Origin of the sequence: Nocardia puris (assembly GCF_036051655.1) — a bacterium.
Lineage (GTDB): Bacteria > Actinomycetota > Actinomycetes > Mycobacteriales > Mycobacteriaceae > Nocardia > Nocardia puris.
Genome location: NZ_CP107943.1, coordinates 3,264,542 through 3,288,981, shown reverse-complemented (window position 1 = coordinate 3,288,981; position 24,440 = coordinate 3,264,542). Strand labels below are relative to the sequence as shown.

The window sequence follows — 24,440 nt, the reverse complement described above, 5'->3', positions numbered from 1 at the left end:
CACCCGGGCCAAACCCTTAGGCCCGTGTTTGTTTGGCCCGTGTTTGGCGGCAGGCCGCAAAACAGCTTTCACAACAAGGAAATTTAGGAAAAGGGAACGGAAATGGACGAGGCAACAGAGGAATTCGAGTTCGACAGGGAAGATTCGGCGGACGAGCCGAAGCAGCGACCGAAGGAGGTGGTCTGGGGCGACGGGCGGACACCCGATCCATCGCGGATTTGCAGCGCGCACCGCACCAACGGCGAACCGTGCCGAAAGACCGCGCTACGGGGGACCTATCCACCTTTGTGCGTGAGCCACGGCGCTGGCGCGCCCGCTGTGCGGCGCAGGGCGCGTATCCGCCTGGAGATGGCGGCCGACCGCATGGCGAAGGAACTGCTCGGCATCGCCACGGATGACAGCGCGCCTGTGCCCGTCAAGCTCGCTGCGATCAAGGATGCGCTGGACCGCGCAGGCGTCAGCGCCAAGACTGCGGTGGAAGTTGAGGTGACCGCGAAGCCTTATGAGAACGTGCTGGAGGCCGTACTGACGAGCGGCAGCCGGTCGGAAAGCCGTGCGGCACGGGGAATTCCGGAGAAATCGGACGGGGATCCACGGTGGGCGGAATACGTGGCGGACATCGTGGACGCGGAAGTGGTGGAGGAATACGAGCCGTCCGCACCCCCGGACCCCGCCAGCCAGAGCAGCAATCTCGGGGAGGACGACGCGCCACCACTCCTCAGCCTCGGCCTGGTCTCCATGGAGGATGCCGTGTCCGGGTTGGCCGCCCGGCAGCGTGCCGACGCGCTAGCCAAGCCGCACGAGTCGCGCGTGAGCCGCACAAGGCGCACGCAGCAGTAACCCCCGCCCCGGCAGTTGCCTACAACGCCAATCCCCGCCCCCTACCTTCGGATCTGGGGCAGTTGAGCGGCTGCCGGGTACGCGGGCCTACCTACGCGCGCAATACGCGGCATATCCGAAATCTGTTGTGTCGCAGGACTATTGATTGCATTCGAACGTATGTGCCCATACGTTGGGGCGCAGGGGGCGCACGCAGGGGCGCACCCCACGCACCCCAACAGCAGGAGGCAAGAGTGAAGGTCATCGGGTACGTGCGTGTCAGCACGAAGGAGCAAGGCGAGAGCGGGCTCGGCCTGGAGGCGCAGCGCGAAGCACTGGCGCAGTGGTGCGCAGCCCACGGACACGAACTGCTCACCGTCATCACGGACGTTATCGGCGGAGCCAAGAACGATTCCATGTTCGGGCGCGAGGTTGCTATCGCCGCAGTGGAATCAGGTGTGGCGCAAGGACTTCTGATCCGGGCACTGGACCGGGCGACCCGCGATCAGCTGGACGGCGCACAAATCATGAAGCGCGCCAACGATTATGGATGGCGGCTCGTAGATTGCGACGGCACTGACAGCGGCGACCCGAGTCAACGCCTGGTCGCAGACGTGCGGCTCGCAATGGCGGCGGAGGAACGCCGCAAGATCAGCACTCGCACCCGCGAAGCCCTCGAGCAGAAACGCAGCAAGGGCACGCCGGGCCTGATCAGCGTGAGCGCGCAGCGCCGTATCCAGGTGCTCGCCGGGCAAGGGCTCGGCGCGAAGGCGATAGCCGCCCAGCTCACCGCCGAGGGAATCCCTACCGCTACCGGCGGCGCGGTATGGCACTACAGCACCGTGCGGCGCGTGCTGGCCCGCATCAACGAAAAGGCGGCCTGACATGGCTTACCTTCGCACGCACGAAACCGCTCAGCGTCGCAACGGCAAGCCCGTGAAGCGGTACGAGGTCGTCTGGCGGGAGTTCGTCCGCGATGAGTTCGGGCTGCCGGTGCCGGTGAACCCAGACCGGCCCGAAGGCCGGAAGAAGATGCGCGCCTACCAGGAGACCTATCCCGACCGCGAGTCTGCCGAAGCCCGCCGTGACGAGTTGAACGCCGCGCGCCACACCACCGGCACAACCGCCCTGGCAGAAGCTCGCAAGGCGGGCGATCTGCCTTTCGGGTACTACGCGCGGGCGTGGTTGGACAGCCTGCAACTGAAGGTTGCGCAGGGCCGGTTGAAACAACGCACGCTCGACGGATACGAGGGATACCTCCATCGGTACGCGCTGAAAACGTTCCGCGCGAAGGCAATTGCCAGCATCACCCCGCACGACTGCGAACAGTTCCTTGCTGGGCTGGTGCGCCAGCAGTCGCGGCAAGGTTCGCAGGGCGACACGCTCTCCCCCGCCACGGTGAGACATGCATGGGGTGTGTTCGGCCGGGTGCTCAAGTATGCCATCCGGCATGACGCCATACCCTCAAATCCGGCCGACCGCGTGGACTTCGATACGCACCGCGCAACCGGCGATCATGAAGGCTTCGAACACAATCCGCTGACCGCCGAACAGGTGGCGCAAATCAGCACAGCCATCGCGGGCGAACTGGTGGTGACACCGGGCGGCGCTGAGGTGTGGCTACCCGCGTATCCCATTTACGCGCTGATGGTGGACTTCTTGGCTTACACCGGGCTGCGCGCCAGTGAGAACGCCGGGCTGGAAGTCCGAGACCTGGAGTTTCGCACCGCACCCACGACGGACTCGGCCGCCCCACAGATTCGGTGCGTGGTGCACATTCGCCGCACCAAAGAACGCAAGAACAGCGGAGTCCGCGCCAAACGCCTATGGGTAACCAGCACGCCCAAGTCCAAGCGCAGCAAGCGCGCCGTCCCCCTCCCGCCCTGGCTGGCTGCGCGCATGTATGCGTACCTGTTCGGGGGTGAGGGTGCGGACTCCGCTGTGCGGCATCCCCGTTCCGCGGAACCGACCGCACCACTGTGGCCGAGCCGCAAGAACGGAGGCGGGTACCGCCGCGCCGGACAGCGGTACGCGGTGCCGTACGACTGGACGCAGCCGATTGCGATGGGCACGTTTTACGACACCATTTTCCGCCCTGCGCTCGCGGCGGTGGGCCTGCCGGTCAGCGCGCCCACGATTCCCGCAACAGCCGACACCCCGGCGATACCAGCGACCCGCGGTGTACGGCTGCACGACCTGCGGCACACCTTCGCCGTCATGCAGTTGATGGCCGGCACGCACTTTATGCAAGTGTCGAAGTGGCTGGGGCACAGCACGTTCACCCTCACGCTGAACACCTACGGCGACTGGATTCCCGAGGAGGAGGGCGGAGGCGCAAATATGCTGCCCGAACCACCCGCCCCGGCTGTGCTTACGGCTCCGGCGGTTGAGGTTCCGTCGAATGTGGTGCCGCTTTTCGGCCGACGTACCGCTGGCTGACGACTGTCAGTTCACCTGGTCGGTCTGGGTGTTCATCTGCTGGCTGTTGTTCTGGTCGACGTTCTGGAGCTGGCCGATGGCGGCGAGATAGGCGTCGCGCATGGTTTCCACGATCTCGATGTGCTGGTCAATGCGGTACACGGCGTTGTCGTTTGCGTCGTGCTCCGGCGCACCCGCCGCCTTGGCCTCGAACTTGCGCTGGAGGTCCAGAGCGGAGGGCAGGCCGCCATACCCGCCGAGGTGGTTCAGTCGCTGGGCGTCGCGCTTGCACTCGTACAGGTTCTCTACCAGCGTGTTGCAGCGGTCCGCCAGCGCTTTGCCGATGTCGTATTCCATCTTGAAATCGCCGCTGATGCCCTGCTCTTTGTACTTCTGCCAGGTCTTCAGGTGTTCGCTCAGATTACCGTCGTCGGACATGTTGTCCCCCTTAATATTTGGCGACTACTTCGGTAGGTGCGGCTCGAGGTCTGTGGCGTGCTTAATGGCGAGTTCGCAGCGGTCGTGGGTGGGATTACTGGCCAGCCAGCCCACCGCGATTTCAAACATCCCCTGCTCGGCGGGCAGGCTCACGTAGCAGCTTTCGCCGTCCGGGTCTGATTTGTCTTGCGCGACAAGGCCGGACCGTGCATTGACCGTGATCTCGCGGAGGATGTTCAGGTTGGGGTTGGCGCGCGCCTCGTCAATAGTTTTGCTCGTGGACAGCAGGTCCATCCGGTACGGCAGATCGACCGACTTCCACCCGCAGATCCGCCACGCCGACGCGTCAGTGGGGTTGACGATGTCGCGCTCGGTGGAGGGATCGAGCCCGGTCTCGATCAGCCATTCGTCCGGGATATCGGTGCACGGGTTGAGCAGGTTGTCCGTTGCGGGCGTGGTCGGCGCGGCCGACGTCGGTTGTCCACCGATCTCGGTTCCACACCCGGCGACCAGCCCTAGGACCGCAGCCCCGGCGACAACGGCACGTGCAGCGATGGTGGTACGCATGTCCCTCCCTGGCGTCAGCAGATGGCCGTCACGATATAGGACGCAACCGGAGCGGCCACGGTTCCACCAACACGGGAACACGCGATACCTTGCCGCCGCCCCGAGCCCTCACCAACCCGCCGCCGTGCCGGGGTGGTGCCGGGGTGGTGGGGAGGGTGCGGACTGCCCACATCAACCGAAACCCGGTCTACCTGCGGTTTCATAGTGCCCCCAGTCGGATTCGAACCGACACTGAATGGATTTTAAGTCCACTGCCTCTGCCAATTGGGCTATAGGGGCTGCGCGGCCAGACTAGCCGACTCGTACGCCTGTACCGGAATGATCGGAGGGGTAGGTCTCGGAGGATGGGATCGGGCGGAGCGCCGGGGTTGCCGGAGAGCCGCCGGTTTCTAGTGGACGCCCGCCATGTAGCGACTGATCCACGGTGCCAGAGCCGCGACGATCAGGCCGACCCCGATCGCCACCGCACCGGTGATGCCAAAGTAGGCGACTTCGTTGTCCGTGTCGTAAAAACGAGCGAGAACGCCCGACATCGACGTACCAATACCGACGGAGAAGAAGTACAACGCCATCATTTGCGCCCGGAACGCCTCGGGGGCGAGCTGGGTGGTGACGGCCAGGCCGATCGGCGAGAGCAGCAGTTCCGACACCGCGAAGCCGCCCATGATGAACAGCACGAACAGCGCGGGCACCGAATCCAGCCCGGCCAGCGGCACGAACAGCAGGAACGCCGCGCCCATCCCGATCACGCCGTAGGCGAACTTGCGCGGTGTGCTGGGCGCGCGGTTGCCGAGCTTGGTCCACATCAGCGCGAACAGCGGGGAGAGCGCGATGATCCACACCGGCTCCACCGAGCCGATCCAGCTCGCCGGCGCGGTCCAGCCGAAGATGTTCCAGTTCATCCGCTCGTCGGAGTAGACCGCGAGCACGGTGAAGATCTGCTGGAACAGCGACCAGAACACCGCGTTGGCGAGGAACAGCGGGATGAACGCGCGTACCCGGCTGCGTTCGAGCTGATCCACCCTCGGGCTGGTCAGCATCACGGCGAAGTAGACGATCGAGGCCACGGCGATGACGCCCGCGGTGACGTCGGGCAAGTTGTCCAGGTCGACCAGGCCGGTCGCGAAGGCCGCCACCACGACGACGGCGGCCGCGACGACGAAACCGACGATCCGTACGATCTCGTTGCGCCGCAACGGGTTCGGCACGTCACGGCCCGCATCGCCCAGATTGCGCCGGAAGATCACGTACTGGGTGAGGCCCAGCGCCATGCCGATGGCGGCCGCGCCGAAGCCGTAGTGGAAGCCGAGGCGGGTCTGGAGCAGACCGGTGAGCAGCGGGCCGACGAACGCGCCGAGGTTGATGCCCAGATAGAACAGCGTGAATCCGCCGTCGATGCGGGCGTCGTCCTTGGGATAGAGGGTGCCCAGCAACGACGACGCGTTCGCCTTGAGCGCGCCGCTGCCCAGCGCCACCAGCACCAGACCGACGCCGACACCGGCCAATCCGGGCAGGATCGCCAGCGCGATGTGGCCGGCCATCACCACCACACCGCCGTAGAAGACGGTGCGCTCCATGCCCAGCACCCGGTCGGCAATCCAGCCGCCGAGCACGGTGGACAGGTAGACCAGGCCGCCGTAGGCGCCGACGATGCCGACGCCCGTGCTCTGGTCCAGCCCGAGCCCTCCGTCGGTCACCGAGTAGTACAGGTAGTACCCGAGGATGGTGACCATGCCGTAGAAGGAGAATCGCTCCCACAGCTCGACCCCGAACAAGTTCGTCAACCCGATCGGGTGACCGAACACCGTCCGGCCGGGTGACGGCCGGTCGGATTCCACTACTTGGGACATGACGAGCACCTTGACATAAATCGCAACTGTGCAGCAACTCACGTCTCCCGCGTCGCGCACATCGGATCACACGCCACGGGCGGCGCGGGGATTTCGGCCCTACGCTGGAACGCGGCGCCAGCCCAGACGAGCCGGAGGTGCGACCGTGTTGGATGCCGAACTGACCGTGCCGGTGAGCGCCCCCGCCGCCTTCGGCGTGCTCGCCGACGGGTGGCTCTATGCGAGCTGGGTGGTCGGCGCGTCCCACATCCGCGAGGTCGATCCCGGCTGGCCCGAGGTCGGCACCCGCATCCACTACAGCGTCGGACTGTGGCCGGTGATGGCGCGCGATGTGACCACCGTGCGCGCCGTCGACCCGCCCCGGCTGCTCGAACTGGAAGCGCGGCTGTGGCCGGTGGGCTCGGCGCGAATCCTGTTGGAGCTGGACGAGTTCCAGCCCGGCGAGACCAGGATCCGGATGACGGAGCACGCGGTGAGCGGGCCCGCCGCCCTCATTCCCGGCGACGTGCAACGCCTGGCCATCAAGCTCCGCAATCAGGAGTCCCTGTCCCGGCTGGCCCACCTCATCGTGGGCCGCGCCGCGCGCTGACGCGATCCGGCCGGATGGTCCGGCCGGATCGCGCCCGCCCTAACTGTGGATGCTGCGGTCCTTGGTCTCCACGATCAGATACGTGCACAGCACGCTGAGCGCGGAGAGTCCCGCCAGCAGCAACCCGACCCAGATCGCGCCGGGCCCGGCGATCAACGGCGCCGCGATCAGCGGGGGCAGCGCGCCGCCGAGGATGCCTGCCAGGTTGTAGCCCATGCCCGCGCCGGTGTAGCGGTAGCGCGCCTGGAACATCTCGGGCAGCAGCGCACCGGCCGGGCCGTAGGCGATCCCGAAGATCAGCAGGGTGCCGAGCAGGCCCACCGCGAAAGCCAATCCACCGCCGAGTTCCAGAATCGGGAAGAGCAGCAGCGCCCACACGACCGCGGCCGAGCAGGACACCAGGATGACCTTGCGCCGCCCGATCCGGTCCGACCACAGCGCCGAGGCCGCCGTCGACAGACCGAAGCAGACCGCGGCCACCATGCCCATGCCGAGCACGAAATCGCGGGACAGGTCCATGCTGTCGACGCCGTACTTGGTGAGGAACGCGGTGCCCATGTAGAACAGCGAGAACAGGCTGGCCAGCGCACCGGCGGCGATGAGGATCTCCCGGCTCTGGAAGCGCACCGCGTCCAGGAACGGCAGCTTGCGCGCGGCCGGTTCGGCGGCGGCGCGCTGTTCACGGAATACCGGCGTCTCGGCCACCGCGAGCCGCACCCACAGGCCCACGCCGACCAACGCGAAGGACAGGATGAACGGGATGCGCCAGCCGTAGTCGAGGAACGCGCTGGAGGAGGTGCCCAGCGTGCGGCTGGCGATCAGGAAGGTCGCGCTGGAGAGGAAGAACGCGAAGGCCGGTCCGAGCTGCGGGAACATCGCGTAGAGACCGCGTTTGCCCTGCGGCGCGTACTCGGCGGTGAGCAGTGTGGCGCCCGCCCATTCGCCGCCGACGGCGAACCCTTGCAGGAAGCGCATGGCCACCAGCAACACCGGCGCCCAGATCCCGATCCCGCCTTCGGCGAAGCCGAACACGCCGCTCTCGTAGCCGGGCAGCAGGCCGATGGCCACGGTGGCGAAACCCATGATCAGCAGGGTCCACACCAGGGTGCGCTTGCGCCCGATCCGGTCGCCGAAGTGGCCGAACAGCACCGCACCGACAGGACGGGCGAAGAACGCGACGGCGAAAGTCGCGAACGACGCCAGCGTCGCGGTGGTCGGATCGGCGGCCGGGAAGAACACCGTGGGGAAGACCAGCGCGGCGGCCGTGCCGTAGATGAAGAAGTCGTAGAACTCGATGGTCGTGCCGATGCTGCTGGCCGCCGCGACTCGGCGCAGACTGGTCTTGCCCCGCAACGTCTCCGGGGTCACCGGATCGGGCGGGGACGGCGGCGCGGATATGCGGGAGGTCGTCACCGTTGTCTCACTCTCTCGAAGCAGCCCAACGACTTCTTGGGCGTGGAGACCTCAAGGTAGTGATTCAGGTCACGTCGGGGTTACCCCCGAATGGGTGTAGGTCCGGTCCGCGCGGCAGGCGGATCAGGCGATGGACAGCGCGATCCCGTCGAGGATGTCGTGCTCGCTGACGATCAGCGCACCGATGTTCGCGCGCCGCGCGAGTTCCTCGGCGAGCACCTCGGTGATGAGCGCACCGCCGCCGATCACGTCGACCCGGCCCGGATGGATGGGCCCGAGCGCGGCGCGCTCGTCGTGGCTCATGGAGAGCAGCCGCGCGCACACGCCGTGTACGTCGTCGAGGGTGAGCTCGCTCAAATGCACACGGCTGGCGTCGTATTCGGGCAGGCGCAGCCCTACGGCGGCGAGCGTGGTCATGGTGCCCGCGACGCCGACCCAGGTGTGCGCCTGATCGACGGGCACCTTCGCGAACGCTTCGGTCAACCGCTCGGCCGCGAATTCCCGTGCGGCCGCGACCTGTTCGGCGGTGGGCGGATCGGAGTGCAAGCAGCGCTCGGTGATGCGCACGCAGCCGATGTCGGCGGAGAACGCCGCGCGCACGCCGTCACCGTCGCCGAGCACCAGTTCGGTGGAACCGCCACCCAGATCGACCACCACGAAAGGCCCTGCCGCGCTGGACAACTCACCGACCGCGCCGGTGAACGAGAGGCGCGCCTCCTCGTCGCCGGTGATCACCTCGGCCTGCGCGCCCGCCACCACGGTGCCGAGTTCGGCGCGCGCCATCGCGAAGAAGTCCTCGCGGTTGGCGGCGTCGCGGGTCGCGGAGGTGGCGACCATGCGCACCTTCGCCACACCGTGCTCGCGCATCAGCGCGACGTAGTCGGCCAGCGCGACCCGGGTGCGCTCGATGGCCTCCGGCGCGAGCGAACCCGTCGCGTCGACGCCCTGGCCCAGCCGCACGATGCGCATCTCGCGGTGCACGTCGGTGAGGCGGCCGTCGGCGCCGGAGTCCGCGATCAGCAGGCGAATGGAGTTCGTGCCGCAATCGACCGCGGCGACCCGCTCACTCATCGGTGCTTCCATCCTTCGGATAGTAGGCGGGCCAGTCGGCCGGCACCGCGGTGCCGCGCAACCCGTGATCGGCGGCGAGAGCGACGGATTCGTCGCCGAAGGGATTCACGCCCGGCCCCTTCGCGAGGCTGTGCGCGATGAGCACGTGCAGGCACTTCACCCGGTCGGGCATGCCGCCGCCGGTGAAATCGGTGCCCAGCGATTCGATGGCGTCGCGCTCGGCCAGGTAGCTCTCGTGCGCGGCGCGGTAGGCGGCGGCCAGCTCGGGATCGGCGGCCAGCCGCTCGGTCATCTCCCGCATCACCCCCGCCGACTCCTGCCTGCTCGCCTCGGCGGTGAGCCGGGGATCGGTGAGGTAGTACAGCGTCGGGAAGGGGGTGCCGTCCGGCAGGCGCGGCGCCGTCTTCACCACCGCGGGCACCCCGTCGGGGGTGCGGTAGGCGATGGCGAGCACCCCGCGCGGCTCCCGGCCGAGCTGGGCGGCGACGATCTCGAGATCGCGGTCTGTCGGTGCGGTCACCTGGGTCCTTCCGGTCCGGGCGGGGGCGGGGTGGTGGGAGACGGCGCGGGCTCGGTGGTCTGCGGCGGTTCGGAGATGGTGCGCCACAGATCCGTGTACCAGGGGTCGGGCACCTTCGACTTCGTCGGCGGGGCCGGGCGCGGCGGCGCCTCGATACCGGGCACCTGCACGATGTAGGGCGTCTCCCCCGGCATCACCAGGCGCAGCCGGTCCTTGGCCTCGGAGCGGATGTAGGCCGGATCCTGTTGCTGGGCACGGCGATCCCGCAGCCGCGCCAGATCCGCCTCCAGCTCCCTGCGCTCCTGCGCGAGCTGCGCGGCCTCGGCCCGCTGGCCGAAATAGGTGCGCATCGGCACCGACAGGGTCAGCGCCAGCGCGCACACCACCACCGCGAGCACCACGGCCTTCCCGGTGGACAGGCCCAGGATGGTGCGCTCGGGCTTGTCGGCGGAACGGGCCGCGATCTTGCGCGGCTCGGCCTTCTTCTTGTCGGCGCCCTCGCGCCTGCGGGCGCGTTTGGCGGCGGCGGGCCTGGCCGCGGACTCCGGGTCGGCGCCCGCCCGCGGGCGTGAACGCGCGGCGCGCGACGTGCGGCGGTCCCCGCGTCCGGCCGGACTGGTCCCACGCGCACGTCGCTCCGTCATCTCACACCTCGGTATCCGTGTTCACGACGCGGCCGAGGGTCTCGCGGTCGACCCGCCCCCGGACCGCATCGCCGTCAGCCCTCGAACGTGAAACGCGGGAACGCCACGTCGCCCGCGTACCTGGCCGAGTCGCCGAGCGCGTCCTCGATGCGCAGCAGCTGGTTGTACTTGGCCACCCGCTCGCTGCGCGCCGGGGCGCCGGTCTTGATCTGGCCGCTGCCGACCGCGACGGCGAGGTCGGCGATGGTGGTGTCCTCGGTCTCGCCGGACCGGTGCGACATCATCGTCTTGTAGCCGTTGCGGTGCGCGAGCTCCACCGCGTCCAGGGTCTCGGTGAGGGTGCCGATCTGGTTGACCTTCACCAGCAGCGCGTTGGCCGCGCCCTTGGCGATGCCCTCCTCGAGCCGCTCGGGGTTGGTGACGAACAGGTCGTCGCCGACGAGCTGGACCTTGTCGCCGATCTGGTCGGTCAGCACGACCCAGCCGTCCCAGTCGTCCTCCGACAGCGGGTCCTCGATGGAGACCAGCGGGTAGGCGGTGAGCAGCTCGGCGTAGAACTCCGCCATCTGGGCGGCCGTGCGGTCGCTGCCCTCGAACTTGTAGCCGGTGCCCGCGGTGTAGAACTCGGTGGCGGCCACGTCCAGCGCCAGCGCCACATCGCTGCCCAGCTTCAGGCCGGTCTTGGCGACGGCGGTGCTGATCAGGTCCAGCGCCTCGCGGGTGCCCGCCACGTCGGGGGCGAAACCGCCCTCGTCGCCGAGGCCGGTGGCCAGGCCCTTGGACTTCAGCACGGCCTTGAGCGCGTGGTAGACCTCCGCGCCCCAGCGCAGCGACTCCTTGAAGGTGGGCGCGCCGATCGGGGCGACCATGAACTCCTGCACGTCCACGCCGGTGTCGGCGTGCGCGCCGCCGTTGAGGATGTTCATCATCGGCACCGGCAGCACGTGCGCGTTCGGGCCGCCCAGGTAGCGGAACAGCTCCAGGCCCGAGGACTCGGCGGCGGCGCGGGCCACGGCCAGCGACACGCCGAGCAGGGCGTTCGCGCCGAGGCGGGACTTGTCGGGGGTGCCGTCCAGATCCAGCAGGACCTGGTCGACGGTGCGCTGCTCCACGGCGTCCAGGCCGATGACGGCGGGCGCGATCTCGTCGAGCACGCCCTCGACGGCCTTGCGCACACCCTTGCCCAGGTAGCGGTCGCCGCCGTCGCGCAGCTCGACGGCCTCGTGCTCACCGGTGGACGCGCCGGACGGGACGGCGGCACGGGTCAGCGTGCCGTCGTCGAGGGCGATTTCGACCTCGACGGTGGGGTTTCCGCGGGAATCCAGGATCTCGCGAGCTCCGACCTGTTCGATGATGGCCACGAAAACGACACTCCTTCGGCTGGCTGGCACGGTTTGTCTCACGGAAGGCCCGTGCGGTGCCGAGCCTAGCGCCCTCGGGCCGCGCGGGGTAACCGGCACTCCGGGGCGGCTCAGACGCGCCTGCCCACGCTGTAGGCGGCGGCGCGGTCGCGCACGGTGAGCAGATAGCTGTTGGAGCGGTTGTAGGTCATCAGGGCACCGTGCCAGCCGCGCTCCGAGGTGAGGTCGCCGCCGCTGGCGCACAGGTAGCGGGCGGCGGTCAGGGCCGCGTCATCGATGTTGTGCGGATCCGCGACGCCGTCGCCGTTGGCATCCACGCCCCAGCGCTGCCAGGTCTCGGGGATGAACTGCATGGGACCGACAGCGCGGTCGTAGACCGTGTCGCCGTCCAGCACGCCGTCGTCGGTGTCCTCGATGCGCGCGACACCGGGTGACCCGTCCAGCGGGATGCCGATGATGGGTGGGCTGACGTTGCCCGCGTCGTCGGCGGAGGCACCGCGGTGGGTGCCGTGCGCGCTCTCCACGCTGCCGATTCCAGCCAGCGTGGTCCAGGCTATGCCGCACTCCGGGCGGGAACGGGCCATCACCGCGGCCGCGTATCCGTACGCCTCCAACGCGATCCGGGGGATGCCGAGCGCGCCGGCCTGACCGTCGGCCCAGTCTCGCAGTTGCAGCGCGGTGCGGCCGGGACCGTCGACATCGATCAGCGGCAGCGGCACGCCGGGGCCCGGCGGGATGCCCTCGGGGATCGGTGGCAGATCACGGCCGACACCGCAACCGGCGAGCAGAACGGCCACCACAGCGGCGGCCACGGCGCCGGACTTTTTCGCGAACACCCTTTCCATCATCCAGACGCGCGGAAGTGCGCACCCGCGCGTCGCTCGCTCGCGCCGGTCACGGCGGATTTCCGCGCACGCGACCGTGTTTGTCGTCACGCTCGGGAGAATGGCGCCGGTCGCCCTGCCGACCATCGCGGGGGATTCCCTGGGCACTCACGGGCCGGATCGCGCGCGTTCCCCGCCGGAGTCGTCACGCGACCCGCGCGACCGCGGCCCGGCGCGATGGACCGGAATCGCGCCCCTGACGCACCGCCGCCGGAAGCTGCGGCACGCGCGCAATGACGACTCGCCACACCGGAAATCATTCTCGACGCCTGGAACACCCTGCCCCCGCAAGGAGTTCCACATCCGTTCGGTGCACCCAGCGACACCGCTCCAACCAGGGCAGGCTAGCCTAATTGCACTGTCCGCCTACGGATATGACGTCAGAGCGGTAGCACTCCCGCCGGTCACGGGCACGATGTCCGGGAAACGGCGTCGGCACTACCTCCGGGATTTAACCTCGGTGATACGCGCACGCTATTATCTCTCGCAGCAATTAGGCAAGCCTTGCTTAAGAGAGCAAGAGCCGCTAGCTTCGCAGATCGATCGTCACCACCCCGATTCTCGACCCGATGCGAAGAAGGGAACATCCGGTGAAAAGCGTTCTCTCCGAACGTAAGACGTTTCACCCGCATGATATCGAACGCCGCGAGCTGAGCGCCGCCACCGCCGCGGCGGTGCGCCGGATCGCCGGTGAGATCTGCGCCACATTACCGGACGGCCCGCGCGCGGCCGTGGCGCGCACCCTCACCGACCCCGCGCTGCTCACGCTGATCGAGGAAGGCACCGCCGATCTGCCCGAGGAGGTGCGCCACGCCATGCGCGCGCCGGGCGACGCGGGCGCCTGCGTGGTGCGCCGGATCCCGGTGACCGACGACGAATTCGGCCCCACCCCGCCCAGCTGGCGCGAGGCCGCCCGGTGGAGCGCGGATACCCGGCGCGGCAACTCTTTCCAGCTCGACGTCGTGCTGCTGCTGCTCGCGCGCGCCGCCGGTGAGCCGTTCGGCTGGCACGGCCAGCAGGACGGCCGCCTGGTCAATAACATCCTGCCGACGCCGGGCCACGAGGACGAGCAGTCCGGCGCGAGCAGCAAGACCCTGCTGTGCCCGCACACCGAGGACGCCTTCCACCCGGCCCGCGCCAACCTGCTGATGCTCGGCTGCCTGCGCAATCCGGACAGGGTGGGCACCACCGTGTCCTCGGTCCGCCGCGCCGAACTCACCGACGACGAGCGCGCGTTGCTGAGCACGCCGACGCTGCCGATCCTGCCCGACGTCTCCTACGGGACCGGGCACGAGAAATACACGCCGCCCCCGCTGCCGACCATGTGGGACGCCGCCGAAACGAGCGGCGGCGCTTCGGCTCCCACGCTGCGCTACGACCCCGCCTACACCCCGCTCGACGACGCCGATCCGGAATTCCGGCGCGCCTACACGCGACTCACCGCCGAATTGGAAAGGGTATGTGTCACCGCGGCGCTGGCCCCCGGCGAGCTGCTTCTGGTGGACAATGACGTCGCGGTGCACGGCCGGGTGCCGTTCACCGCGCGTTACGACGGCACCGACCGGTGGCTCAAGCGGGTCAATATCCGCTTGCCCGAACGGCCGCGCCGTCCCGCGGAAGCCGACGAGAATGGTTACGGGCAACGAATTGTCGCCCCGTTCCGGAACGGAAACGGCCGAGCGGAGACAGAGCGGGAAACGACGACACATGATCGAGGAACCGTTGAACACTCGTGATCGGAGCATGCCGCTGCGCGTGCTGAGCCGCAGCGACCTCGCGGACGTTCCCATCACCCCGCACGACGTGGTGCGCGCCGTCGAGGAGGCGTATCTCGCGCTGGCCGCGGGCGATTCGGACAACCCGCGCAAACTGAGCGTCGCCAACCCGGACGGCTGGTCGGTCGCCTACGCCATGCTCGGCCGCGACGGGCGCAGGCGCGTGGTGGCCATGAAGACCTCCTACAAGTTCGATCCGGGCCACGACCGCAGCACCAAGCGCTACTACACCACCATCACGCTCTACGACGACACCACCGGCGCGCCCATCGCGATGATGGACTGCGCCAGGGTCGGGGCGCTGCGCACGCCCGCCGTGTCGGCGCTGCTGGTGCGCGAGACCATGCGCCGCGGCGCGGAGAGCGTGCTGCTGATCGGCACCGGCACCCAGGGCCGCAACGCCCTGCCGCATCTGCTCGCCGCGAATCCGCAGCTGCGCAAGCTCATGGTGTACGGCACGCACGCCGAAGGACTCGCGGCGGTGCACAGTCATCTGGCCGCGCACAATCCGCACGCGGTGCTCGAGACCGTGCCCGACCCGCGCGCCGCCGCGGCCGCCGCCGATGTGGTGCTGGCGACCGCGGGGCCCGGCACCGAAGTGGCGCTGGAGGCCGACGATCTCGCGCCCGGCGCCACCGCCGTGCTGGTGGGATACGGCCTGGCGCCCTCCGCGCTGGTGCACGCCGACCGCGTGGTCGCCACCAGCGCCGAGCAGATGCGCCTGACCGGCACCGATATGGCGGGCCCCGACGGCACGCTGCGCGCCGTGGACGCCGAACTGCCGCACATCCTGACCCGCCGGGCCGTGGCCCGCCGCTCCGACGAGGAGAAGATCTTCGTCTACAACAGCGGTCTGGTGCTCACCGATATCGCGGTCGCGCACGCGCTCGCCGAGCGCGCCATCGCCGAGGGACGCGGCACGGAGGTGCCCCTGTGGGATTAGAGGTCGCCGCCGACAACGTCGCCGAGCCCGTCGACCCCGACGCCATGATGCTGTTCGACATCGACCCGCCACGCCAGGTGCGCGGCGGGTCCGCTGTGCCAAGCGATCGCGACGACCCGCTGCTGGAGTTCGCCCCGGTCCCTTGCCCTTTCGACGCACCCGCGCCACCGGCCCCCGGGAATCGCGACGACAGCACCTCGAACGCCTCACCGATGGATGTCGCGCTGCCGTTGCCGGAGCTGGAACATGTTGCGCCGCAGGTCATCGCGCCCGAACCGGCATCCGCGACTCCGGATCGTGCGCGCCCGCATACCGATACGCCCCCGCCGCGCACGATCGGCACCGCGCCGGAGGACAACGACACGCCCGCCCCGGAACGCGGCGGTGTGTCCGAACACGAACACGCGGAGACGAGCGCGGACCAGACGCCCACCGCCTCCGACGACTCCCCCCTGCTCGAGCTGGCGGCCGAGGAGATCGCGGCCGAGACCGCGCCCCACGGCATCACCGCCCCCGCCCTGCCCGCGCACCTGGACGAGTGGGAGCGGCGGGTGCTCGCCGATCCGGATCTGCTGGCCGATATCGCGTACGCGGTGGGCGGGCCGTTCCACCTGATGTATCCCGCGCGAGTCGGCCAGAACATCCGCGCGTTCCGTGACGCATTCGCCGCCGCGGGGGTCGACGGGGTCGTCTACTACGGCAAGAAGGCCAACAAGGCCGCGTGCGTCGCGCGGGCCTGCGCCGAGAACGGTGCGGGCATCGACGTTTCCAGCGTCGGCGAGCTGACCTCGGCGCTGGCGGGCGGGGTGCGTGGCGAGGACCTGGTGGTGACCGGTCCGGCCAAGGCGCGCGAGCTGCTGTGGCTGGCCGTGCGCCACGGCGCGCTGCTGGCCGTGGACGATCTGGACGAACTCGATCGCCTCGCCGAACTCGCCACCGCCGCGCTGCCCGCCCGGGTGCTGTTGCGCGTCCTGCCCCCGGGTTCGGCGAGCCGCTTCGGCATGTCCGCCGAGGAACTGGACGCGGCGCAGGCGGTGATCGCGGCGTCGGGTCCGGTCGGGCTGGAACCGATCCGCTTGGAGGGCTTCAGCTTCCACCTGTCCGGCTACGACGCCGTCGCCCGCGCGGAACTCGCCGCCGAGCTGATCGACCGCTGCGTCTCCGCCCGCGAATACGGCCATCCCGTCACCACCCTGTCCATCGGCGGCGGCTTCGGCGTCGACTATGTGCCGAAGGACGCGTGGGAAGAGTTCACGGAAGGCGTCGATCGCGCCTGGTTTCACGCCGGGAAGTCGTTCGGCTCCTACTACCCGTATCACTTCCCCACGCCCGGCGCCGCGATGCTCGCCGAGATTCTCGCGCACAACGACCTCGCGACAAAGCTGCGCGACAACGACATTCGCCTCGCCGTCGAACCGGGCCGCGCCCTGCTCGACCGCGCCGGCAGCACGGTGTTCCGGGTGCAGGGCGTGAGAACCCGTCGGGCGCACGGCGCCCCGTACGACTTGCTCACCGTGGACGGCAGCAGCCTGAGCCTGTCCGAGCAATGGTTCGACAGCGAATACCTGCCCGACCCGGTGCTGTGGCCGCGGCGCCCCGGCACGCCGACCCCGACGAGTGTCGGCGCGGCCAGCTGTCTGGAATCCGACATGCTCAGCTGGCGGCGGATCCCGTTGCCGCGGGCGGCCGCGGTGGGCGATCTGCTGGTCTACCCGAACACCGCCGGTTACCAGATGGATTCCAACGAATCGGGCTTCCACGAGTTGCCGATCCCGCCCAAGGTGGTACTCGCGGAAGAACCAGGCGGCCGCCGACGCTGGTCGCTGGACGCTCGATAACCCCACGCACCACAGGCCGCACCGCACCCGCCCCGGCGGTGCCGCCCGCCCGCACACCCGAGGAGACTCCCATGCCGATCGTCACGCGTGTCACGGACCTGATCGGTCGCACCCCGCTGTTCGAGCTGGCCACCACCGACACCGGCACCCGCCTGCTGCTCAAGCTCGAACCGTTCAACCCCACCGGCGCCGCCAAGATCCGGATGGCGCGCGCGATGGTGCTCGAGGCCGAGCGGCAGGGTTTGCTGCGAAGTGGCGGGCATATCATCGAGTCCACGTCCGGCAATACCGGACTCGGCCTCGCGGTGGTCGCCGCCGAACGCGGGTACCGGTTCACCGCCGTGGTCGACCACCACGCATGTAAGGACAAGCTGCGCGCGATGCGAGCGATGGGTGCGAAACTGGTGTTCGTCTCCGCCGAGGGCGACGACGACCTGGCCACCTCGGCGCGGGAGGACCTGGCCGAGGCCATGGCCGCCGAGCGCGCGGACGCCTACTTCACCGAACAGCACAACAACCCGGCCAACGCGCTGGGCTACCACGCTGTCGCCGAGGAGTTGCTGGAGGACCTGGATCGGGTCGACATCCTGCTCTCCGCGGTCGGCACCGGCGGGTCGCTGTTCGGCACCGCCGCCCGGCTGCGCCAACTCGGGCAACCCCCGTATGTCATAGGCGTGGAGCCGGTGGGCTCCATCGCGTTCGGCGGTCCCGGCGGCCCGTACTGGCAGTCCGGCACCGGCACCCCGCCCGGCGCCACCATCGGCACGGCCGTGGACTATTCGCTGCTGGACGAGGGTGTGAAGGTCTCCGACGAGGCCGCCTTCGCCACCGCGCGCGCCGTCGCCGCCAAGCTCGGACTCATGATCGGCGGGTCGGCGGGCGGCTCGGTGTACGAAGGGCTCACCCGGCTGTCCGACTTCCCGCCCGGCTCGACCATCGTCACCATCGTCTGCGACGGCGGCGAGAAATACCTCGACACCGTCTTCGACGACGAGTGGATGGCCGCGCGCGATCTGCTCGCCCCGGACACCGAACGCGCCGTGCTCGACCTCCTGGACCGCTACGCGCCCACGCGCCGAAAGCAATTGGTGGAGGTGCGGTGAACCTGGGCGAGTTCCGCGCCGACGGGCGACGGCTGGCCGCGCTGGCCACGCCGATCGCCATGACCCAACTGGCCCAGATCGCGGTGTCCACCACCAATATCGCGCTGATGGGCACGCTCGGCGTGCGGCAGGTGGCCGCGGGCGGGCTGGCGATCGTGCTGTTCAACCAGATCCGCACCATGTGCGTCGGATTGATCACCGGCACGGGCAACCAGATCGCGTCCGCGGTCAGCGCGGCGGGCAAGCGCGGCGAATCCGCCGACCGCGAGGTGCGGGAGGTGGTGCGCTCGAGCTTCCTGATCGCCACCCTCGCGGGCCTGCTCGGCGGTGTGCTGCTCGTCGGGCTGGGCTGGTCGCTGCAATGGCTCGGCCAGGACGCGGGCGTGCTCGCCGACGCGCGCCCGCTCATGGTCGCGCTCGCGCCGGGCTTGCTGCCATGCCTGTGGTTCCAGGTGCTGCGCCAGTACACCGTGGGCCTGCAACGGCCGCAGGCGCTGCTGCTGGTGACGCTCGGGTCGGTGGTGCTGAATCTGGTGCTGGCGCTGGCGTTCATGCACGGCTGGGCCGGGCTGCCCGCGCTCGGGCTCACCGGCATCGGCGTGGCCACCTCGCTGGTCTTCCTGATCACCTTCGCCGTGTTCTGGGCGATGGTGCGCCGCGACGCGGAACTCGGCCGCACGCTGGCGATCCGGCCGTGGCCGGTGCAGCGCGCCACCGTGGTGTCGGAGTTGAAGCTGGGCACGCCGATCGCGCTGACCTACGGGTCGGAGGCGGGCATGTTCTCGGTGCTGGCCCTGGTGATGGGCAGCATCGGCCCGGCGGCGCTGGCCGCGCACAATGTGGTGTACCAGATCATCTACATCGTGTTCCAGGTCGCGATCGGGCTCTCGCACGGCGCGTCCATCCTGGTCAGCCACGCCGTCGCGCGCGACGAGTACACGCACGCCAAGGCGCTGGCCTGGCTCGCCCTGCGCTACGCGGGCGTGATCGCGGTGGTCACCGGCCTGGCGTACGTGCTCGTGCCCGATCTGGTGCTGCGCCCGTTCCTCGATCCCGGCGACACCGGGACCGTCGAGTTGGCGCACACCCTGCTGTTGATCGGCATCGTGCTGCAATTCTTCGACTCGGCGCAGAACATCGGCACCGGATTGTTGCGCGGGCTCAAGGAGACCCGGATCGGATTCCGGCTCTCCCTGGTGGGGTACTGGATGGTCGGCCTGCCCAGCGCGCTGCTGCTCGCGTTCCCGGTGGGCCTGGGCGCGGCCGGTGTGTGGTGGGGCCTGACGGCCGGTCTGGCCACCACGGCCGTGCTCATGCTGTGGCGCTATTTCGCGCTGCTCGACGGCCGCGCCGCCGAATACCCGCGCCCGCTGCCCGGCCCGGCCGCCGAGCGCGAACTCACCCGGCGCCGCGGGGCCTGACCGCGACGAGAACCGCCCCCGGCTCGATCACGAACCGGGGGCGGACATCTCGCGTGGGTGCGACCTAAACGTTGACGCCGTAGTCGCGCGCGATACCGGCCAGGCCGGAGGCGTACCCCTGGCCGATGGCCCGGAACTTCCACTCCGCGCCGTGCCGGTACAGCTCGCCGAACACCATCGCGGTCTCGGTGGACGCGTCCTCGCTGAGGTCGTAACGGGCCAGCTCGGCGCCGGTGACGGCGTCGACGACGCGGATGAACGCGTTGCGGATCTGGCCGAACGACTGGCCGCGCGCGTCGGCGTCGTGGATCGAGACCGGGAAGAAGATGTTGGTGATCGTCGGCGGCGTGGCGGCCAGGTCGATGTTGATCACCTCGTCGTCACCCTCGCCCTCGCCGGTGAGGTTGTCACCGGTGTGCTCGATGGTGCCCTCCGGCGAACGCAGGTTGTTGTAGAAGATGAAGTGCTTGTCGGACAACACCTTCAGGTTCTGTCCCGTGGCGAGCGCACTCGCGTCGAGGTCGTAGTCCGCCCCCGTCGTAGTGCGCACGTCCCAGCCCAGGCCGACGGACACTTTGGTGAGATTCGGCGCCTGCTTGGACAGCGAGACGTTTCCGCCCTTGGCGAGTGTGACGCTCATGGTCCCCTTCCCTTCGGCGCGGGTGCGCCGCGTTTCCTCTTACAGTTTTACCCGGTTCAGTGGTCGTGCTCGCGCGCCCATTCCCTCAGCGTCTCGACCCGGCCCTGCAACGCCCGCAGCTCGGTCTGATCCAGCACGGTGCGCTGAATGCCCTTGTCGACCTCGAACGCCGACTGCCGGTGATCGTCGATCACCGCGACATCGATGCGCACGGCCACGTAGTCCGGCGCCTCGGGCATCGGATCGGCGATCACCTCGGCGGTGCCGCGCGCGCAGAGCGCGACGTTGCCGCCGCCGAGGATGACCAGGGCGACCTCGGGCCGCTCCCGCAGCCGGGCCAGCGAACCGCGATCGAACTTGAGGCTGATCAGGATTCGCCGGTCGCCCGCGCGCACGGGCCACGACACCGGGATGGCGTGCGGGGCCGGATCGGTGGTCACGAGGACGGCGATGGTCTCGCGGGGCCATTCCGGGAGCACGTCCAGCTCGGGATGTTCGGTCGAGTGGTCTTGACGTTGCGCTGGGCTCACTCCGGCTGCCATCTTCGTCACCTCGCGGATCGTCGCGCGCGACGGGCTGTGCCGCGCTGACAGCCAGTCTAAAACGCTGCGCCACATGCCCGCTGGCGCACCGAACTCCGAGCGGGGGATCTCAGGGAGATTTCAGGACCCGCCGGGGCCGCTCAGACGGCGGCCAGTTCGCGGATGGGCAGCGACCGCGCCCACTCGCGCGCCATGTCCTTCACCTTCACGTCGGTGGAGGCGTCGTGGCGCCCGTGCTCGCCGACTTGGACCGCGCCGCGCGCGGTCAGCTTCTCCGCGCAGATCTCGCCGCCGCGGTTGAACGTGTCCTCGTAGACCGAATCGCCCAGGCCGAACACGGCGAAGCGCAGGCCGGTGAGGTCGGGCTCGCGGGCGTCGAGCGCGTCGAAGAACGGCTCCGCGCCGGTGGGCAGGTCGCCGTCGCCGTAGGTGGAGCAGACGATGACGTGGAAGTCGGCGACGTCGAGGTCCTCGGGGTCGTAGTCGAGCATGTCGTAGAGGGACACGTCGTGGGCGGCCAGCTCGTCCGCCACGCTCTCGGCGGCGGACTCCGAGGTGCCCATCTCCGAACCGAACAGAATGACCACACGCACCGCGAACGCTCCTTTCCGTGCCGCCCCGGCCTGCGCCGGGACCCGCAGAATTCGTTTTGGCGAGGCTACCCTAATTTCGGCCCGAATGGGCAGCCGGGCCGGGCCCGATCGCCCCTGTTCGCGCCTCCGATTGACGGAATCCTCGCGCGGATGCATCATTTCTGGCAACGCCCTGTTCAACAGGGGTTCTTCTCCCGGTCGGCCGACGATTGCCCGACCGTCGCGCTGCCGCCGGTCCGGCCGCACCGCCGTATTCCGGTCCAGCGCTCCCGTCCACGTCGACGCTTCGGCGTCCCGCCGTAAGTGAGGTGAGAACTGGTGTCCCGATCGTTCGTCATCCGGCGTATCACCGCGTTCCTGCACTACGGCAGCGCTCCCCATTTCTGACTCCGCACCGCACCGGGTAAGGCCGTCCGCGACGCGACGCCGTCGCACGGCCCGCCCGGCTCCCGGTGCGGTGCGAACGAGCGCGCGGGCGAGTCATCCGACAGCGAAGTGGAGGCGAAGTGGACATCGAATCGGATACGGCGCGCGTGGGTTTCGGCACGGTCGGCGCACTGGCGGGCAATCTCGCCGTCGCGGAGACGACCGTCGCCGACCTCGGCTATCTGCGCGGACAGCTGGCGGCGGCCGAAGTGCCGTTCCTGCTGGTCCGCGACACGGGGCACCGGTTGATCCTGGCCGCCGACGCGGCGCACCGCGCCATGGTCGCGCGGGTGACCGAAGCCGCCGAGGCCGCGGGATTCGCCTGCGAGCCGGTGGGGTCCGGTGTGCTGCGGCTGGGCCGCGACCCCGATCCCGCGCACCACGTGGAGCTGGAACTGTGGGAGTACCACGGTGACACCGTCACCTGCCCGCGCCCGAACGCGTTGACGCGCACCGTATTCGACCTCGCCGATGTGGAGACGACCCAGATCCGGCTCTACGACCGGGTCTGGCCGACGCTGGCGGACATGTTCGCGCCGAATGTCACCGACGTGAACTTCGACATCGACATCGTCTTCTCCTGGGTCGACGGTTCCGATCCGGAGTTCCGCGCCCGCCGGGCCGGGATGATGGCGCAGGTCGTCGTGGGCGAGGGCGACGACGCCGACGCGCGCATCCGCCAGATCGAGGAACTGCGCTACGCGCTGCGCTCGGTGCACAAGAACGCGCCGTGGATCCGGCGCATCTTCATCGCCACCGACTCCCGCGTGCCCGACTGGCTCGCCGACCACCCGCGCGTCACGGTGGTGCGCGCCCTCGACCACTTCCGCGACACCGACGGGCTGCCCACCTTCAACTCGCACGCCGTGGAATCGCAGTTGCAGCACATCGAGGGGCTCAGCGAGCACTTCCTGTACTCCAACGACGACATGTTCTTCGCGCGGCCGGTGCGCCCGTCGATGTTCTTCACCCCGGCCGGCGTGAGCCGGTTCATCGAGGCCGACACCCGCATCGGCGCGGGCCGGAACAACGAGCGGCGCAGCGGATTCGAGAACGCCGCCCGGGTGAACCGGCAGCTGCTGGCGCGGCGTTTCGGGCACGTCATCACCCGGCACCTCGAGCACACGCCGGTGCCGCTGCGGCGAGATGTGCTGCTGGAGATGGAGACCGAGTTCGCCGAGGATTTCGCGCGCACGGCGGCGAGCCGATTCCGTTCGGCCACCGACATTTCCGTCACGAACTCGCTCTACCACTACTACGCGACGCTCACCGGGCGCGCGGTGCCGCAGGAGGCGGCGCGGGTGCGCTACGTGGACACCACCAGCCGGGCCGGCCTGGCGCTGCTCGACGAGCTGGCCGCGCACCGCGACGTGGACTTCTTCTGCCTCAACGACGGCAGCTTCCCCGAGATCCCGGAAAGCGAACGGGTGCGGGCGGTTTCGCAATTCCTGGCGCACTGGTTCCCGGAACCCGCGCCGTGGGAACGGATCAGCGCACCGCCCCGTCGCCCGCTTGCCGATCCGACGGCGGGCGCCGCATGACATGCGGGATGCGCGCGGCGGGCGGGATCACGATGCCCGCCGCGGCCAGCTTCTCGGCGGCCTGCTCGGGGGTGGCGGGCTCGCCGACGGTGGGGCCCGCGTCGATCGGGACCACCGTGTGCACCACGGTGTCCGGGTAGACGTGCACGAAGTTGAACGCCTGCGCGCCGTCGCGGCCGCGCAGGCCCCCCTCGGCGACGCCGAGGTCCTGGGTGTAGCAGGTGGCCGAGGACACCGACACCGGGATGCCCGCGAACGTGGCGAAGGTGGACAGGTGCACGTGACCGGCCAGGATCGCGCGCACGTCGGAGCCGTCCAGCACCGCGGCCAGCCTGCGCTGATCGCGTAGTTCCACGGTGACGGCCAGGTCCAGCACGCACGGCACCGGCGGGTGGTGCATGGCCAGGACGGTGCCGAACGGGGCCGGCTCGGCCAGCACCGACCGCAACCAGTCGAGCTGTCGGTCGCTGATCTCGCCGTAGTGGTGGCCGGGAACGGAGGTGTCGAGGGCGACGATCCGCAGTCCGTCGACCATGTGCACCCGGTCGAACGGCTCGTCGGAGGCGGTCTCGCCGAGCAGGCCGCTGCGCAGCGCGCCCCGGTCGTCATGATTGCCCATCACCCACACCACGGGCGCGCCGAGTTCCTCGGCGAACGGGTCCACCAGCGCGCGCAGTTTCGCGTATGCGCCGGGCTCGCCCCGGTCGGTGAGGTCGCCGGTGAACACCAGCGCGGTGGGGCGGATGCGGCTGGCCGCCGCGTGGTCGAGCAGCTGGCGCAACCGTCGCTCGGCGTCCACGGCGCCGTAGAGCGCGTCGTCACCGGCGATCAGATGGGTGTCGCTGAAATGGAAAAGCACATGATCCGGCCGCGGGTGCTCCGCGACTCTGCTGATGGGCACCGGACCGCAGTCCCTCCCGGCGGGTCTCCGCCATCGGCTTCGGGTCGCCGGACAGAATAGCGAACCCGTACCGTTCTTTTCTCCCCCACCACGGTGACGGCCCGCTTGCGCGCGGGTGAGAGTTCGGTGTCGACTCGGAATCC

General features: G+C 69.5%; 23 protein-coding genes and 1 tRNA gene. 10 read left to right on the top strand and 14 right to left on the bottom strand.

The window, feature by feature from the left end; all coding sequences use genetic code 11:
- Positions 1–102 precede the first annotated feature (102 nt).
- The 3 genes from OHB21_RS14975 to OHB21_RS14965 all read left to right on the top strand — a co-directional run bounded on the left by OHB21_RS14975 (position 103) and on the right by OHB21_RS14965 (position 3,258).
- The gene (locus tag OHB21_RS14975; protein ID WP_195141969.1) at positions 103–840 is read left to right on the top strand and encodes a hypothetical protein; all 738 of its coding nucleotides are present in this window, start codon (positions 103–105) and stop codon (positions 838–840) included.
- A 233-nt stretch (positions 841–1,073) separates the two neighbouring features.
- A complete protein-coding gene (locus tag OHB21_RS14970; protein WP_195141968.1) occupies positions 1,074–1,703 on the top strand; it encodes a recombinase family protein in 630 nt (209 codons plus the stop codon).
- A gap of 1 nt (position 1,704) precedes the next feature.
- Complete coding sequence (locus tag OHB21_RS14965) at positions 1,705–3,258, top strand: tyrosine-type recombinase/integrase (RefSeq protein WP_195141967.1); 1,554 nt, start codon at positions 1,705–1,707, stop codon at positions 3,256–3,258.
- Between the two features lie 6 nt (positions 3,259–3,264).
- On the opposite strand, the gene OHB21_RS14960 is transcribed toward OHB21_RS14965, so the two are convergent.
- From OHB21_RS14960 to OHB21_RS14945, 4 genes are all read right to left on the bottom strand, one after another.
- Entirely contained in the window at positions 3,265–3,675 is a 411-nt protein-coding gene (locus tag OHB21_RS14960; protein WP_195141966.1) for a hypothetical protein, read from the bottom strand.
- A gap of 24 nt (positions 3,676–3,699) precedes the next feature.
- Complete coding sequence (locus tag OHB21_RS14955) at positions 3,700–4,242, bottom strand: DUF3558 domain-containing protein (RefSeq protein WP_195141965.1); 543 nt, start codon at positions 4,240–4,242, stop codon at positions 3,700–3,702.
- Positions 4,243–4,447: 205 nt separating this feature from the next.
- A tRNA-Leu gene (locus OHB21_RS14950) sits at positions 4,448–4,521 on the bottom strand.
- A gap of 110 nt (positions 4,522–4,631) precedes the next feature.
- On the bottom strand, positions 4,632–6,092 hold the full coding sequence (locus tag OHB21_RS14945) for a peptide MFS transporter (RefSeq protein ID WP_195124742.1): 1,461 nt from the start codon (positions 6,090–6,092) through the stop codon (positions 4,632–4,634).
- A gap of 145 nt (positions 6,093–6,237) precedes the next feature.
- Here OHB21_RS14945 and OHB21_RS14940 point away from each other — a divergent pair, with 145 nt between their 5' ends.
- Positions 6,238–6,681 (top strand): SRPBCC family protein, encoded by a 444-nt coding sequence (locus OHB21_RS14940; RefSeq protein ID WP_195124741.1) that lies wholly within the window; start codon positions 6,238–6,240, stop codon positions 6,679–6,681.
- A gap of 39 nt (positions 6,682–6,720) precedes the next feature.
- On the opposite strand, the gene OHB21_RS14935 is transcribed toward OHB21_RS14940, so the two are convergent.
- The 6 genes from OHB21_RS14935 to OHB21_RS14910 form a co-directional block, all read right to left on the bottom strand.
- The gene (locus tag OHB21_RS14935) at positions 6,721–8,094 is read right to left on the bottom strand and encodes an MFS transporter (RefSeq protein WP_407675195.1); all 1,374 of its coding nucleotides are present in this window, start codon (positions 8,092–8,094) and stop codon (positions 6,721–6,723) included.
- A 123-nt stretch (positions 8,095–8,217) separates the two neighbouring features.
- Entirely contained in the window at positions 8,218–9,165 is a 948-nt protein-coding gene (locus OHB21_RS14930; protein WP_113975080.1) for a Ppx/GppA phosphatase family protein, read from the bottom strand.
- Complete coding sequence (locus OHB21_RS14925) at positions 9,158–9,685, bottom strand: DUF501 domain-containing protein (RefSeq protein WP_195124740.1); 528 nt, start codon at positions 9,683–9,685, stop codon at positions 9,158–9,160. The genes OHB21_RS14930 and OHB21_RS14925 overlap by 8 nt, the downstream gene beginning before the upstream one ends.
- Complete coding sequence (locus OHB21_RS14920) at positions 9,682–10,329, bottom strand: FtsB family cell division protein (protein WP_067508156.1); 648 nt, start codon at positions 10,327–10,329, stop codon at positions 9,682–9,684. Before OHB21_RS14920 ends, OHB21_RS14925 begins: the two co-directional genes overlap by 4 nt.
- A gap of 74 nt (positions 10,330–10,403) precedes the next feature.
- Positions 10,404–11,690 carry a phosphopyruvate hydratase gene (gene eno / locus OHB21_RS14915; protein WP_195124739.1) on the bottom strand — a complete coding sequence of 429 codons (1,287 nt, stop codon included), beginning with the start codon at positions 11,688–11,690 and terminating at the stop codon, positions 10,404–10,406.
- 110 nt (positions 11,691–11,800) lie between these two features.
- On the bottom strand, positions 11,801–12,535 hold the full coding sequence (locus OHB21_RS14910; protein WP_228789423.1) for a lytic transglycosylase domain-containing protein: 735 nt from the start codon (positions 12,533–12,535) through the stop codon (positions 11,801–11,803).
- A gap of 629 nt (positions 12,536–13,164) precedes the next feature.
- Between OHB21_RS14910 and OHB21_RS14905 the strand changes: the two genes are divergently transcribed.
- The 5 genes from OHB21_RS14905 to OHB21_RS14885 all read left to right on the top strand — a co-directional run bounded on the left by OHB21_RS14905 (position 13,165) and on the right by OHB21_RS14885 (position 19,654).
- Positions 13,165–14,310, top strand: a complete 1,146-nt coding sequence (locus OHB21_RS14905) for a TauD/TfdA family dioxygenase (protein WP_067508149.1) — start codon at positions 13,165–13,167, stop codon at positions 14,308–14,310.
- Positions 14,282–15,292, top strand: coding sequence for an ornithine cyclodeaminase family protein (locus OHB21_RS14900; protein ID WP_195124738.1), 1,011 nt, complete (start codon positions 14,282–14,284; stop codon positions 15,290–15,292). Before OHB21_RS14905 ends, OHB21_RS14900 begins: the two co-directional genes overlap by 29 nt.
- Positions 15,283–17,130, top strand: coding sequence for a type III PLP-dependent enzyme domain-containing protein (locus tag OHB21_RS14895; RefSeq protein ID WP_324191965.1), 1,848 nt, complete (start codon positions 15,283–15,285; stop codon positions 17,128–17,130). The genes OHB21_RS14900 and OHB21_RS14895 overlap by 10 nt, the downstream gene beginning before the upstream one ends.
- Positions 17,131–17,201: 71 nt before the next feature.
- Positions 17,202–18,233, top strand: coding sequence for a PLP-dependent cysteine synthase family protein (locus OHB21_RS14890; protein WP_195141964.1), 1,032 nt, complete (start codon positions 17,202–17,204; stop codon positions 18,231–18,233).
- Entirely contained in the window at positions 18,230–19,654 is a 1,425-nt protein-coding gene (locus tag OHB21_RS14885) for an MATE family efflux transporter (protein WP_195124736.1), read from the top strand. The genes OHB21_RS14890 and OHB21_RS14885 overlap by 4 nt, the downstream gene beginning before the upstream one ends.
- Positions 19,655–19,718: 64 nt before the next feature.
- Here OHB21_RS14885 and OHB21_RS14880 read toward each other — a convergent pair whose 3' ends face one another.
- From OHB21_RS14880 to OHB21_RS14870, 3 genes are all read right to left on the bottom strand, one after another.
- The gene (locus OHB21_RS14880; RefSeq protein ID WP_067508145.1) at positions 19,719–20,294 is read right to left on the bottom strand and encodes a TerD family protein; all 576 of its coding nucleotides are present in this window, start codon (positions 20,292–20,294) and stop codon (positions 19,719–19,721) included.
- Between the two features lie 56 nt (positions 20,295–20,350).
- On the bottom strand, positions 20,351–20,836 hold the full coding sequence (locus OHB21_RS14875) for a pyridoxamine 5'-phosphate oxidase family protein (RefSeq protein ID WP_067508310.1): 486 nt from the start codon (positions 20,834–20,836) through the stop codon (positions 20,351–20,353).
- A 140-nt stretch (positions 20,837–20,976) separates the two neighbouring features.
- Positions 20,977–21,429 carry a flavodoxin domain-containing protein gene (locus tag OHB21_RS14870; protein ID WP_067508143.1) on the bottom strand — a complete coding sequence of 151 codons (453 nt, stop codon included), beginning with the start codon at positions 21,427–21,429 and terminating at the stop codon, positions 20,977–20,979.
- Between the two features lie 506 nt (positions 21,430–21,935).
- On the opposite strand from OHB21_RS14870, the gene OHB21_RS14865 reads away from it, so the two are divergent.
- Entirely contained in the window at positions 21,936–23,396 is a 1,461-nt protein-coding gene (locus tag OHB21_RS14865) for a stealth family protein (RefSeq protein ID WP_407675194.1), read from the top strand.
- Here OHB21_RS14865 and OHB21_RS14860 read toward each other — a convergent pair.
- Positions 23,344–24,297: a phosphodiesterase gene (locus OHB21_RS14860; RefSeq protein WP_067508139.1), complete on the bottom strand. Its 954-nt coding sequence runs from the start codon at positions 24,295–24,297 to the stop codon at positions 23,344–23,346. The genes OHB21_RS14865 and OHB21_RS14860 overlap by 53 nt on opposite strands.
- Positions 24,298–24,440: the final 143 nt, after the last annotated feature.

Excerpts from the sequence above, each read along its gene's own strand:
- OHB21_RS14960 (WP_195141966.1), bottom strand. The coding sequence starts at position 3,675 with ATGTCCGACGACGGTAATCTGAGCGAACACCTGAAGACCTGGCAGAAG.
- OHB21_RS14930 (WP_113975080.1), bottom strand. The coding sequence starts at position 9,165 with ATGAGTGAGCGGGTCGCCGCGGTCGATTGCGGCACGAACTCCATTCGC.
- OHB21_RS14900 (WP_195124738.1), top strand. The coding sequence starts at position 14,282 with ATGATCGAGGAACCGTTGAACACTCGTGATCGGAGCATGCCGCTGCGC.
- OHB21_RS14920 (WP_067508156.1), bottom strand. The coding sequence starts at position 10,329 with ATGACGGAGCGACGTGCGCGTGGGACCAGTCCGGCCGGACGCGGGGAC.
- OHB21_RS14965 (WP_195141967.1), top strand. The coding sequence starts at position 1,705 with ATGGCTTACCTTCGCACGCACGAAACCGCTCAGCGTCGCAACGGCAAG.
- OHB21_RS14880 (WP_067508145.1), bottom strand. The coding sequence starts at position 20,294 with ATGAGCGTCACACTCGCCAAGGGCGGAAACGTCTCGCTGTCCAAGCAG.
- OHB21_RS14910 (WP_228789423.1), bottom strand. The coding sequence starts at position 12,535 with ATGGAAAGGGTGTTCGCGAAAAAGTCCGGCGCCGTGGCCGCCGCTGTG.
- OHB21_RS14875 (WP_067508310.1), bottom strand. The coding sequence starts at position 20,836 with ATGGCAGCCGGAGTGAGCCCAGCGCAACGTCAAGACCACTCGACCGAA.
- OHB21_RS14955 (WP_195141965.1), bottom strand. The coding sequence starts at position 4,242 with ATGCGTACCACCATCGCTGCACGTGCCGTTGTCGCCGGGGCTGCGGTC.
- OHB21_RS14975 (WP_195141969.1), top strand. The coding sequence starts at position 103 with ATGGACGAGGCAACAGAGGAATTCGAGTTCGACAGGGAAGATTCGGCG.
- OHB21_RS14945 (WP_195124742.1), bottom strand. The coding sequence starts at position 6,092 with ATGTCCCAAGTAGTGGAATCCGACCGGCCGTCACCCGGCCGGACGGTG.
- OHB21_RS14890 (WP_195141964.1), top strand. The coding sequence starts at position 17,202 with ATGCCGATCGTCACGCGTGTCACGGACCTGATCGGTCGCACCCCGCTG.